The organism is Pseudomonas sp. SWI44 (genome assembly GCF_002947915.1).
GTDB classification, from domain to species: domain Bacteria; phylum Pseudomonadota; class Gammaproteobacteria; order Pseudomonadales; family Pseudomonadaceae; genus Aquipseudomonas; species Aquipseudomonas taiwanensis.
This window is the reverse complement of sequence record NZ_CP026674.1, coordinates 2,303,378-2,316,445: the sequence shown is the minus strand read 5'-3', so window position 1 is coordinate 2,316,445 and position 13,068 is coordinate 2,303,378. Positions and strand designations below refer to the sequence as shown.

At 62.5% G+C, this 13,068-nt stretch carries 9 protein-coding genes; all 9 read left to right on the top strand.

All coding sequences use genetic code 11. The features are described from left to right. The first annotated feature begins 138 nt into the window (after nt 1–138). A complete protein-coding gene (locus tag C4Q26_RS10890) occupies nt 139–2,295 on the top strand; it encodes a type I secretion system permease/ATPase (protein WP_023378075.1) in 2,157 nt (718 codons plus the stop codon). Next, nucleotides 2,285–3,661 (top strand): HlyD family type I secretion periplasmic adaptor subunit, encoded by a 1,377-nt coding sequence (locus C4Q26_RS10885; protein ID WP_104882317.1) that lies wholly within the window; start codon nt 2,285–2,287, stop codon nt 3,659–3,661. Before C4Q26_RS10890 ends, C4Q26_RS10885 begins: the two co-directional genes overlap by 11 nt. A gap of 301 nt (nt 3,662–3,962) precedes the next feature. Continuing rightward, on the top strand, nt 3,963–5,453 hold the full coding sequence (locus tag C4Q26_RS10880) for a BcsE family c-di-GMP-binding protein (RefSeq protein ID WP_104884037.1): 1,491 nt from the start codon (nt 3,963–3,965) through the stop codon (nt 5,451–5,453). Beyond that, nucleotides 5,450–5,635, top strand: coding sequence for a cellulose biosynthesis protein BcsF (bcsF, locus tag C4Q26_RS10875; RefSeq protein ID WP_023378078.1), 186 nt, complete (start codon nt 5,450–5,452; stop codon nt 5,633–5,635). Before C4Q26_RS10880 ends, bcsF begins: the two co-directional genes overlap by 4 nt. Then, complete coding sequence (gene bcsG / locus C4Q26_RS10870) at nt 5,628–7,247, top strand: cellulose biosynthesis protein BcsG (RefSeq protein ID WP_104883079.1); 1,620 nt, start codon at nt 5,628–5,630, stop codon at nt 7,245–7,247. Before bcsF ends, bcsG begins: the two co-directional genes overlap by 8 nt. Beyond that, nucleotides 7,244–7,468 (top strand): cellulose biosynthesis protein BcsR, encoded by a 225-nt coding sequence (bcsR, locus tag C4Q26_RS10865; protein ID WP_027907873.1) that lies wholly within the window; start codon nt 7,244–7,246, stop codon nt 7,466–7,468. The genes bcsG and bcsR overlap by 4 nt, the downstream gene beginning before the upstream one ends. After that, nucleotides 7,465–8,181 (top strand): cellulose biosynthesis protein BcsQ, encoded by a 717-nt coding sequence (bcsQ, locus tag C4Q26_RS10860; protein ID WP_027907874.1) that lies wholly within the window; start codon nt 7,465–7,467, stop codon nt 8,179–8,181. Before bcsR ends, bcsQ begins: the two co-directional genes overlap by 4 nt. Further along, nucleotides 8,178–10,787, top strand: a complete 2,610-nt coding sequence (bcsA, locus tag C4Q26_RS10855) for a UDP-forming cellulose synthase catalytic subunit (protein WP_023378082.1) — start codon at nt 8,178–8,180, stop codon at nt 10,785–10,787. The genes bcsQ and bcsA overlap by 4 nt, the downstream gene beginning before the upstream one ends. Continuing rightward, nucleotides 10,784–13,066 carry a cellulose biosynthesis cyclic di-GMP-binding regulatory protein BcsB gene (bcsB, locus tag C4Q26_RS10850; RefSeq protein ID WP_104883078.1) on the top strand — a complete coding sequence of 761 codons (2,283 nt, stop codon included), beginning with the start codon at nt 10,784–10,786 and terminating at the stop codon, nt 13,064–13,066. Before bcsA ends, bcsB begins: the two co-directional genes overlap by 4 nt. Nucleotides 13,067–13,068 lie beyond the last annotated feature (2 nt).

The window sequence follows — 13,068 nt, the reverse complement described above, 5'->3', positions numbered from 1 at the left end:
GTGTTGCCTGGCAACATGCGCCTGTACGAAATACTCAATGCACGCATGAACCTTTGGGTTGCCAAGGCGTCACCTGAAAGAACATCGGGCCATGGTTGACGGATTGTTACCCTCAACCACCAAGGAAGAGAGCGCCACGTGGAATCCGAAGTCGGTCGAGTCCAACTCAGTCACGATCCGCGTAGTCAGCACGACGATCCCCTGCTGGACTGTCTGCTGACCTTGTGTGTGTTGCATCAAAAGCCCGCCAGTCGGGTGATGCTGACCACCGGATTGCCACTGCCTGCCCAGCGCCTGTCCCCCGAGTTGCTACCCCGTGCCGCAGCCCGCGCCGGGTTGCAGGGGCGCTTGCTGCAGCGCAGGTTGGAGCAGATACCCAGTATCGCCATGCCCGCCATATTGTTGCTCAAGGAGGGCCGCGCCGCTGTTCTGCTGGGCTGGGAAAACGCCGACACGGCACGCCTGCTGCTCAGCGAGAGCGACGGTGGCGAGGTCCTGGTCAGCCGCGAAGCATTGCTTAGTGATTACAGTGGCCGTGTGTTCTTCGCCCAGCCGCAGCACAAGTTCGATGTCAACCACGGCAACCTCATCCCACGAGCCCGCTCCTGGTTCCGCGATACGCTGCTGCGCAGCAAATGGCTTTACATCGACGCCATCGCCGCCAGCCTGGTCATTAACCTGATCGCTTTGGCCGCACCACTGTTCGTGATGAACGTGTACGACCGAGTCGTACCCAACCAGGCCACCTCCACCCTCTGGGTATTGGCGGTGGGCATCACCGGGGCCTATGTCTTCGACCTTATCCTCAAGGGATTGCGCAGCCTGTGCCTGGACCTGGCTGGCAAGAAGACCGACCTGATCATTTCGGCGACGCTGTTCGAGCGCATCGTCGGCATGGCGATGAAGTATCGCCCGGCGCGGGTCGGCAGTTACGCGCAGAACATCCACGAATTCCAAGGGCTGCGCGACTTCCTGGCCTCGTTGACGCTCACCAGCCTGATCGACCTGCCGTTCACCCTGATCATCCTCATGGTGATCGCGATCATCGGGGGGCACCTGGTATGGATTCCCGTCCTGGCCTTCCCGTTGGCCCTGGGTATCGGCTACGCCTTGCAGAAGCCCTTGATGGCAACCATGGAAAAGACCATGGCACTGGCCTCCGAGCGTCAGTCGAGCCTGATCGAGACCTTGGCGGGCCTTGACGCGGTCAAGGTCAACAACGCCGAAAGCGAACGTCAGTACATGTGGGAGCAGACCCTCGGCACCCTCAGCCGCCTGGAGCTACGGGTCAAGGTGCTGTCGGGTCTGGCCATGAACATCACCCTGTTGATCCAGCAACTGGCCGGGGTCGCGATGATCTGCGTCGGCGTCTACCTCATCATCGACGGCAGCCTCAGCATGGGTGGCCTGGTAGCCTGCTATATGCTCAGCGGCCGTGCGCTCGGACCGCTGGGCCAGCTTAACGGGCTGCTGGCGCGCTACCAGCAGGCGAAGGTGACCATGGCTGCCACCGACCAGATGATGGAGCTGCCTCAGGAGCGCAATTTCGAAGAGCGTCCGCTCAGGCGCCAGGTGCTGCAAGGCGCCATCGAGTTCCGTGGTGTTGATTTCACCTACCCCAACCAGCAGAACCAGGCACTGAAGAACGTCAGCCTTACCATTCGCCCAGGGGAGAAGGTGGGCATCATCGGACGCAGCGGCTCGGGCAAGAGCTCGCTGGCCAAACTCATCGTCGGCCTGTACGAAGCTTCCAACGGTTCGCTGTTGGTCGACGGGGTGGACATTCGCCAGATCGACGTCAGCGAACTGCGCCACAACATCGGCTACGTGCCCCAGGATATCCAACTGCTGGCCGGCACCCTTCGCGATAACCTGGTCAGTGGTGCCCGCTACATCGAAGACGAGATGATCCTGCAGGCCGCGGAGCTGTCCGGCGTGCATGAGTTCGCCCGCCTGCACCCCGATGGCTACGAGCTGCAGGTTGGCGAGCGCGGGCAGAACCTTTCCGGCGGCCAGCGCCAGAACGTCGCCCTGGGCCGGGCACTGCTGCTCAACCCGCAGATCCTGTTGCTCGACGAACCGACCGCGTCCATGGACAACACCGGCGAAGAGCGCCTCAAGCAGCGCCTGCAGGCGGTCATCGAAACCAAGACTGTGGTGCTGGTGACCCACCGCGCTTCGCTGCTGTCGCTGGTCGACCGGCTGGTGGTCATCGACCGTGGCCAAGTGGTTGCAGACGGTCCGAAAACCGCCGTCATGGATGCGCTGAAGAAGGGGCAGATCAGTGTCGCTTAAGCTCGATATCGGTCACCTCAAGGACCACCTGCGGCGTTACTTCAAAGGCTCGGATTCGCTCCGTGGGCAGCCGCTGCCCGAGGTCAACAAGGCGCTGATCGAAGATGCCCCGCGGGTGGTGCGCATGACCATCTGGGGGGTGATCACCTTCTTCATTTTCCTCATCGTCTGGGCCAGCTTCGCGCCCATCGACGAAGTGACGCGGGGCGAGGGCAAGGCGATTCCGTCGTCCAGGGTGCAGAAAATCCAGAACCTCGAAGGAGGTATCGTCGCCGAAATCTTCGCCAAGGAAGGGGAGATCGTCGAAGTGGGCGAGCCACTGTTACGCCTGGACGAAACCCGCTTCGCGTCGAACAAGGGCGAAACCGAGGCCGATCGCGTGGCCATGGCCCTGCGTGTCGAACGCCTGAGCGCCGAGGTTGAAGGCACGCCTCTGAACATCGACCAGAAACTGCGCGACGCAGCGCCCAGCCAGGCCGCGAGCGAAGAGTCGCTGTACCAGAGCCGACGTCAGCAGCTAAGCGATGAGGTGGGGGGCTTGCAGCAACAGTTGGTGCAGCGCCAGCAAGAGCTGCGCGAGTTCCAGTCCAAGCACGACCAGTACGCCAGAAGCCTGCAGCTGCTGCGTCAGGAAATCAGCATGTCCGAGCCACTGGTGGCCAAAGGCGCGATCTCCCAGGTCGAGATCCTGCGCCTGCGTCGTTCCGAGGTAGAAACCCGCGGCGAGGTCGATGCTACGGCCCTTGCCATTCCCCGCGCCGAGGCGGCGGTGAAGGAGATCCAGAGCAAGATCGAGGAAACGCGCGGCAAGTTCCGCAGTGATGCCCTGACCCAACTCAATGAAGCCCGGACCGAACTGAACAAAGCCACCGCTACCACCAAGGCGCTCGACGATCGAGTCAACCGCACCGTGGTCACCTCGCCGGTGCGTGGCATCGTCAAGCAGTTGCTGGTCAATACGATCGGCGGCGTGATCCAGCCGGGCAGCGACATCATGGAAGTGGTGCCGCTGGACGACTCCCTGGTCATCGAGGCCAAGATCCTGCCCAAGGACATCGCCTTCCTGCACCCGGGCCAGGAAGCCATGGTCAAGTTCACGGCCTATGACTTCACCATCTATGGCGGCCTGGAAGCCAAGCTCGAACAAATAGGCGCCGATACCATCCTCGATGAGGACAAGAAGACCACTTACTATCCCATTCGTCTGCGCACCGAGCGCAGTCACCTCGGCAGCGACGATAATCCGCTGCTGATCATCCCTGGCATGGTAGCCACGGTCGATATCAAGACCGGCAAGAAAACCATCATGAGTTACCTGCTCAAGCCGATCATCAAGGCGCAGACCGAGGCGCTGCGGGAGCGTTAGGCGCTGTGCAAGCGTCGGCGGAATGCGTTTGCGGGCGGCTGGCGAGATCTGGAATTACCGGCGAAATTTGACCTTGGTCACACAAATCGTTCGGCAAACGTGTGCGCCCGCGTCGTTACATATCATGTTGACACTACTTTTCCGAAGTGCTGTAGAATTGACGTCCTAAACCAAGCCTGCCTTCGCATATGTCGTTTTTTTGACGCCTCCTTTTCGTCATTAAGCCGCAGTTGCTCGTGTGCGGCTCTAACCCTCGAAATAGCTTCATCTAGAATTCAGAGTCAGAGTTTTGACGAAAAGCATTCCGTTGTTGGCTATTCCCGGATTAGGTGCCGAGCATAGTCAGTTTCACGAGCAAGGCCTGTATTGGTTGGCCTGTGACACCGCAGAAGACGCCACCACACTATGCCGGCAAGTCATCGAGGGCATGTCCGATCAGGGTCGGGCGGCTCTGATCGGTGACGGGCGTGGTGTGCGTGAGGTACTGGATGGGCTGGATGCGGCTCGCGGTCCAGCGGAGCTGGCACTGTACGAGGCCGAAGGCCAGGCTACCTTGCGCCTGCTCGATGACCTGCCCCGTATCGATATCCCCGGACGCGTTATCCTGGCCCTGGTACCCACCGACGTGTGGGAGGGTAGCAAGGTCGAGCGCTGGTGCCATGCGCTACGCCAGGCTGCCCTCAAGGATGGCGCATTGCTGCTGGTCGTCAGCACGGGGCAAAGCGTCTGGCTGGTGGAACGGCTTCGCGCGTTCAACCAGGCTATCGACGGGCTGGCACAGGTTTACCGTGGCAAAGGCGGCGTGCGGTACCTGCAGCATTTCTGGAGCAACATGCTCGGCGTGACGGGTACGCAGGACGTCGAGCTGGCGCGCCAGGAAGGGGGCTTCGCGGTTGCCGGTACCCTGCAATCGCTGCCTGATACCGGCGGCGATGAAATACTCTGCCTGGCCCAGCGCGAGGTGCTGGAAGGTGCGCCCGCGTTCTCTGAGCATTGGGAAGTGTTCGACAGTATCAGCGAGCTTGGCGCCAAAGCCAGTCGCGCCATCTCTGCCACCGTGATCTTCGCCATGGACGCTGGGCAGCGTCTCGATGTCCTGGCCCGTCAGCTGCATACCCTGCGCCATTTGCGTGGTAATGCCCTGAAACTGGTCGTGCGCGAGATGGCCCCCACACTGCGCTATCAGGACGAACAGTTGCTGCTGGCCTGTGGCGCCACGCAGATCGTGCCGTTCGGTGCCAGCCTTTCGCGCTTCCTCACCATGGTCGACAGCATCCAGGGCTATGTCTGGCGCCGCAGCTTGCCAACCGATTTCGATGCCTTGCTTGCGCGCCTCCGCCCGCTCCCCGTGTGTGGTTTGGTTGCGCCCCGTACCTTCGCCGAGGCGGTGCAACAGATGTGGCATGGCGTGCGCAATGGTGAAATCGTCCACCAGTTGTTGGTGCTGCGCCCAGCGCCCGGCTTGAGTCCCTTGCAGGCGTGTTCGCGCACGGTGTTCCGCCGCGATGGCGACATAGCCTGTGTCGTGGGCGATGTGCTGTTCCTGTTCCTGTTCGCATGCCGCTCGGAAGGTGTTGAACAGGCGCTGGATCATATCTTCCAGCTGTCCTGGAAAGAGCTCTTCATCAGTCAGGATGTGTTGGTGGGTCTGGACAACCTGGCCACCCCGGCATTTCTCGACGAAACCATGCCGAAGCCTCCGCTGGCCGAATCGGTCGCCTTGCCATCGGCGCAGAAAAGGGCGGCCCTGGCGCCTCGTCAGATCGCCCTACGTCAGTGGGGGGCAGTATGAATTTTGCGCAATTGCTGCAGGTCATTGGCCTCAGCGCACTGATGACCCTGCTGCTGGTTCTGTTCGTGATGCGTGTTCGCACCCTGGCGCTGGGCTGGCTGCGCCGTCATTTGCGCCCCCGCCACTTGCGACCGGTCGGTGTGCGCCGCCGAGTCGTGCGCCAGGATCCTGAACATGACTAGTTCGACACTCACCGCATCGGTACCCGCAGGCTGGCGCGGCCTGGGTGCCTGGAACCTGTATTTCCTGGCCAAGTTCCTGTTGGTCGCGCTTGGCATGCTCGACTTCCAGGCATTGCCGAACCTGCTGTTCGCGGCACTGCTGTTGGTACCGTTGCCGGGAAAGTGGCTGCGAATCGGTCGGCAGGTCGTCGCGATCCCGCTGGGTGCAGCGTTGTTTTATCACGACACTTGGCTGCCGCCGTTCCGCCGTCTGCTGGAGCAACCGGGGGTACTCGACTTTTCCTGGAGCTACCTGCTGGAGCTGATGGCAAGGTTCATCAATTGGAACCTGATCGGTGCACTGGTATTGCTGTTGGTGGGCTACCTGTTCCTGCGCCACTGGTTGCGCCTGAGCACCCTGAGCCTGGTCGGGCTCGCGTGGCTGGCCGTCGGCGGCCTGCCATCGCTGAACGTCGTGAGCAGCTCACCGACCCTTGCGGGAACCACCACGGCGGCTGCCAGTACGCCCACGGCGGCGGTGGCTGACAATGCGACCCTCAATGCCTGGCTCGACCGCTTCTTTGCCAGCGAGCGCCAGCGGGTGACCTCATTCCCCGCTGTGAAAGAGGATGAGCAGCCGTTCGACTTACTGGTGATCAACGTCTGCTCGTTGGCGTGGGACGACCTCTCGGCCGTCGGCCTGCATGACAACCCGTTGTTCTCCCGGATGGACGTGATCTTCGATCAATTCAACTCGGCCACTTCCTACAGCGGCCCCGCCGCCATTCGTGTGCTCAGGGCCAGTTGCGGGCAGTCGTCCCATGCCGGCCTGTACCAGCCGGCTCCCGACCAGTGCCTGTTGTTCCAGAACCTCTCCAGGCTGGGCTTCCAGAGCCAGACCTTGCTCAACCACAGCGGCCGTTTCGACAATTTCATTGGCGACATCACTAGCCAGCACATGCCCCAACCTGGTTTCAGCACCGGCGATTTTCCAAGGGCGCTGGTCAGCTTCGACGGCTCGCCGATCGCTGGCGACCTGGATGTCCTGAGCGGATGGTGGGGCAAGCGCAAGGCCTCGGGAGAGCAGCATGTCTCGCTGTTCTACAACACCATCAGCCTGCATGACGGCAACCGCATGGTGACGGCCGACGGCGGTACACGCCCGGCTGACTATGCCACGCGGGCCAATCGCCTGTTCTCGGACCTTGGCAAGTTCTTCGATGAGCTCGAAGGCAGCGGCCGTCGGGTGGTGGTGGCCATCGTCCCGGAACACGGCGCCGCCTTGCACGGCGACCGCATGCAGTTGTCCGGTATGCGTGAGATTCCAACGCCATCGATCACCCACGTACCGGTCGGCCTCAAGTTCATCGGCATGGGCCAGCCTGCTCGTAGCGAGCCGCTCAAGGTCAGTTCGCCGACCAGCTTCCTGGCCTTGTCCGAGCTGGTGTCGCGCGTGTACGCAGGCCTCGGGGCTGGCCAAACCCTGGACTTGCCAAGCTTGCTGACAGACCTGCCGACCACCGAGCTTGTTTCGGAAACCTCCGGTGCCCAGGTCCTGAACTTCCAGGGCCATACCTACATGCGCTTGCAAGGCCAGCCGGATTGGCAGCCCATTCCCAAGGAGAGCCCGTGATGGCTGGTAAAGCTGACCCATCCGATCGCAGTGACGACATCGCTCAGCTTCGTCAGTTTCTGGACATGTCTACCCTGAGTTACCAGGACATCTCCATGATGGTGGGTGTGCAGCAGGCATTGCAGCGCTGGCCATTGCTGGGTGAAAGCTGCCGGGCTCGCCAGGAGCAGGCCCGGCATGATCGCGATCGTACAGTGCAGCCTGAGGCAGTCGTGCCGTGATCAGCCTGGCGATGCACGGTTTGCGTGGTGGCCTCGGCCGCAGTGCTGTGCTTGCAGCGCTGGGTTATGCCCTGCGCGAATTGGGCGAGCGCGTGCTGTTGGTCGATCTGAGCCCGGATAATCTGCTGGGCCTGCATTTCAACCTGCCACTGGACCAGCAAGACGGTTGGGCACTTGCCGAACTGCAAGGGCGGCCCGTCGAAGAGCCTCTGTATGAAGTGCTCGATAGACTGTGCCTGATCCCCTTTGGCGACGTTGGCCACAGCCAGCTCAGGGGCCTCGAGGGTTACGACACGGCTGAGCGTTGGCGTCTGCGACAGGCCGTGCTGAGCAAGCATTTCGACTGGCTGTTGTTCGACCTTCCCCATCCTGTCAGTGCCGAGACCACCCGTGGTTTCGAGACGGACATGCGAATCTTGGTGGCCGAGGCCGAGATGGCAAGCCACGTCCTGCTCGGTCGCCAGCAGGTCGAGCGCTACGACCTGCTCATGGTCAATCGCTTCGACCCCGCGAGCAGCCTGCAGAGCGATGTATTGATGGTTTGGCGTGACCTGTTCCGCAACCGTTTGCCGATGCAGTTGGTGCACCGGGACGAAGCTTTCGTCGAAGCCTTCGCCTGCAAGGCGCCGGTGGGCCACTATGCACCGCAGAGCCTGGCATCCCGTGATGTGCAGAGCCTGGCGGTGCGTTGCCTGGCGAGGCGGCAAGCGTGAATCTGACGCCTCTTTCGGCCTACGACTACTTCACCGCTCGGGGCGCTCATCGCCCCGTCGCACTGCTGTTCACCCTGGGCGTATGGCTGGCATATCTGTTCCTGCGCCTTGAGTCGCCTGCCTGGCAAGCGTTGCTGGCTGAGCGTCAGCGACTGTTTCCGCAGTTCGTCGGCAAACGGCCCACGTTGGGCGACCCGCTGCGCCTGTTGATCCAGTGCCTGTGGTTACTGCTCAGACGCGTACCCTCACCTCGCAATCCAGGCCGATTGGCGCGTGGTTTGACCGCCGTGGCGAGTCGCCTGCGTAGCGTGTGGCAGGGTATACGCCGTTACCGCGCCCGATTGGCCGAAACCATGATGCAGGTACCCGCGCGCTTTCGAGACAGTGCCTTGCAGCACGATGCGGCCCAGCGCTTGCGCCGCTTGAGCGTTTTCGGCAGGCGCCTGTTCTATACCGTTCTTACCCTGTGCGCCGTGGCGCTGGCCCTGCTGTGCGTGACGGAGCCCTTCGGGTATATGGCGCAGTTGGTGTTCATTTTCCTGCTGTGGGGCATCGCCATGCTGGTGCGCTACATGCCAGGCCGATTCCCGACGCTAATGCTCATCGTGTTGTCGACGATCATCTCGTGCCGCTACCTGTGGTGGCGTTACACCTCGACACTGAACTGGAACGACACGCTCGACCTGGTCTGCGGTGTGATTCTGCTGGCAGCGGAGACCTACTCGTGGTTCGTCTTGATCCTGGGTTATATCCAGACGTGCTGGCCGCTGCAGCGCAAACCCGCAAGCCTTCCGCAGAACCCCGGACACTGGCCCACCGTCGACCTGATGATCCCCACTTACAACGAGGATCTGTCGGTGGTACGCACCACCGTGCTCGCCGCACTCGGCCTGGACTGGCCACGTGATCGCCTGCGCATCTATATCCTCGACGATGGCCGGCGCGACGCGTTCCGTGCCTTCGCCGACGAAGTGGGTGTGGGCTACATCGTGCGCCCCGACAACAAGCACGCGAAAGCTGGCAACCTCAACCATGCCCTTGGTGTGACCGAGAGCGAGCTGATTGCCATTTTCGACTGCGACCATGTGCCGGTGCGCTCCTTCCTGCAGATGACCGTTGGCTGGTTCCTCAAGGATCCCAAGCTGGCGCTGGTACAGACACCGCATCACTTCTTCTCGCCCGATCCATTCGAGCGCAACCTGGGCTCTTTCCGCCGGCGGCCAAACGAAGGCGAGTTGTTCTATGGGCTGATCCAGGACGGCAACGACATGTGGAACGCCGCCTTCTTCTGCGGCTCCTGTGCCGTCCTGCGCCGCACCGCGCTGGAAAGCATTGGTGGTTTCGCCGTCGAAACGGTCACCGAAGATGCCCATACGGCCTTGCGCATGCACCGCCAGGGCTGGACCTCGGCCTACCTGAGCATTCCCCAGGCCGCCGGGCTTGCCACCGAAAGCCTGTCGGCGCACATCGGCCAGCGCATTCGCTGGGCGCGTGGCATGGTGCAGATATTCCGTACCGACAACCCATTGTTCGGCCGTGGCTTGAGCCTGTTCCAGAGGGTGTGCTACGCCAACGCCATGCTGCACTTCCTTGCGGGCCTGCCTCGGTTGATCTTCCTCACGGCGCCCTTGGCGTTTCTGCTGCTGCATGCCTACATCATCTATGCGCCTGCCGTGATGATCCTGCTCTACGTGCTGCCGCACATGATTCATGCCAGCCTCACCAACTCGCGCATGCAGGGTAAATATCGTCAGACCTTCTGGGGCGAGGTCTACGAGACGGTGCTGGCCTGGTACATCGCACGCCCCACCACCGTTGCATTGTTTGCGCCGAAGAAGGGCAAGTTCAATGTCACGGCCAAGGGCGGGTTGATGGAGCAGGAGCAGTTCGACTGGCGCATTGCCCAACCGTACTTGGTCCTGGCGGCGCTCAATGTCGTTGGTCTCGGGTTCGCCGTCTGGCGCTTGATCACAGGCCCTGCTGCGGAAATCGGCACCGTGATCGTCAGTTCGCTGTGGGTGATCTACAACCTGCTGATCCTCGGCGCCGCCTGCGCGGTGGCTGCCGAAGTGCGTCAGGTACGTCGGGCCCACCGTGTACAGATGCACTTGCCGGCTGCGCTGCTGCTCGAAAGTGGCCACGGCTTCCCCTGCACATTGGTCGACTACTCCGATGGCGGCATCGGCCTGCAACTGGGCGACGGTGTGACGCCAGCCCCAGGAGCGCGTGTACGCTTGCTGTTGACCCGGGGCCAGCGCGAGTTTGCGTTCAATGCCCGGGTCACCCGAATCGTCGGCCGTCACCTGGGCCTGACCTTCGACGGCCTGAGCCTGCAACAACGTATCGACCTGGTGCACTGCACCTTTGCCCGTGCCGACGCCTGGCTGGGCTGGCAGGACAAGCATGAAGTCGATCGCCCGCTGCGCAGCCTCGGCGAGGTGCTCAAGCTGGGTGGCATAGGCTACCTACGGCTGGTCGAACACGCCCCGGGCTGGCTCAGCGAGCGTCTGCAACCAGTGCGTGAACTGGCGCGTTGGCTGGCCAGCTACATGCCACGCACACCACAACCCCTTCCATCCACGAATCTTGTTGACCGAGACGCATGATGACTCGTTACCCCGCGCGCACTTGGGGCCTGGCGCTGGCGCTGCTCGCCTCCCTGTTCCAGAACGCAGCTGTCGCCTCCGTAGCCCCTCTCGTTATGCCGGCCGAGCCAACGGTCCCCAACTGGCCGGTGATCAAGACGTTCGAGCAACTCGGCCAAGCCTCCGACAGCCTGTTGCTGGGTGTGCGCAACAGCGAAAACATCGAGTTCGGCGTGCGTCGGGATCGGCTGGCCACCGAGGCGGTCCTGCAACTGGACTACACCCCTTCGCCAGCGCTGTTGCCGAACCTTTCCCACCTGCGCGTCTACCTCAACGACGAGTTGATGGGCGTGGTTCCGGTAGAGAAGGATCAGCTCGGCCAGCGTGTGCGGCGTCAACTGCCTTTGGACCCGAAGCTGGTGACCGACTTCAACCGCGTTCGCCTGGAGTTCGTCGGGCATTACACCGACATCTGTGAAGACCCGGCACACAGCGGCCTGTGGTTGAACCTCAACCGCAAGAGCCAGGTGCAGCTGCGCGAGCAGGCGCTGGCTGTGGGAAACGACCTCGCTTACTTCCCGCTGCCGTTCTTCGACGCGCGCGACACTAGCAAGGTCGAGCTTCCGGTGGTGTTCGCCGATTCGCCGACGCTGGGTGAGCAGCGAGCGGCAGCGATCCTGTCGTCATACTTCGGCAGCAAGGCCGGCTGGCGCAAGGCGACCTTCCCGGTATCGTTCGACAGCCTGCCTGCCAGCGGCGACAAGCCCAAGCCGGCCATCGTGTTCGCCAGTAACGAACGGCGCCCGGCGTTCCTCGCCGACCTGGAGAAATTTCCGCCGGTAGATGGTCCAGTGGTGCAACTGATCGACCATCCGACCGATCGCTGGAGCAAACTGCTGCTAGTGCTTGGGCGCAACGACGACGACTTGGTCAAGGCCGCCTCGGCGCTGGCGGTGGGCACCGAATTGTTCCGCGGGTCTCGGGTCAAGGTCGAGCAGATGGCCGCCCTTGAGCCGCGCAAGCCATACGACGCGCCGAACTGGACGCGCACCGACCGGCCGGTGCGTTTCTCCGAGCTGCTCGATTATCCGGAACAGTTGCAGGTCAGCGGCTTACAGCCACGGCCGATTACCCTTGACGTGAACCTGCCACCGGACCTGTTCGTCTGGCGCAACCAGGGTATTCCGTTGCAGACCCTGTACCGCTACACACCGCCGGCCGTTACCGACGAGTCGCGCCTGAGCATCAGCGTCAACGACCAGTACATCACCAGCATGCCGTTGGTGGGTAACGATCGTCGCAGCAGTACGCTCGAAGAAATGCGCTTGAGCGTGCTGTCCACCGACAGTACTGCATTGACCGAGCAATCGTTGGTGCCCGCCCTGAAAATCGGTGCGCGTAACCGCTTGCGCTTCGACTTCAGCTTCGCCAGCACTCTGGGCAGCGCCCAGCGTGACCATTGCCAGACCTCACTGCCCGTTGATGTGCGAGCGGCGATCGATGAGAACTCGACCATCGACCTGTCCGGTTACCACCACTACATGGCCATGCCAGACCTGCGCGCCTTCGCCCGCAGCGGTTTCCCTTACAGCCGCATGGCCGACCTTTCCGAAACCGTGATCGTCGTACCGAGCACGCCCACACCGATGCAGGTCGGTACCTTGCTCGACGTCGTCGGCAGCCTGGCTGGGCAGATCGGTTACCCCGCGCTGAACGTCCGCCTGAGTGACAACTGGAGAAACGTCGCGGATGCCGACGCCGACCTGCTGCTCATCGGCACACTGCCCGAGAGCCTGCACGACGTCCCCAACCTCGGGCTGTTGCTCAATGCCCAGCGAGACTGGATGGTGCAGGGGCGTACCCTGGATGTACCGGGCAGCCAGCGCTTCGATAACGCGCCGGTTGTGCCCAATAGCCGCGTCGAAGTCAGCGCGCAGGCGCCGCTCGCTGCAATCACCGGTTTGAAGTCGCCGTTCCATGAGCAACGCAGTGTCGTGGCGCTGCTGGCCCGTTCCGACGCCGATTACGCCTTGTTGCGCGACGTGCTGGCGGACTCCGGCAAGCTGGAAGCCGTGGCCGGTTCTGTCGCGTTGGTGCGCACCAGCGGCGTCAGCAGCCAGTTTGTCGGTGAGCATTACTTCGTCGGTGAGCTGCCATGGTGGCTGTTGCTGTGGTTCCACCTGTCCGACTACCCGATGCTGATCGCAGTGATCGCTACCGTCAGCGTGCTGTTGTTCGCCTTCCTTCTGTGGCGTGCGCTGCGTTGGGCCGGGCGTCGTCGCCTGGGTGAGGCTGACTGAAC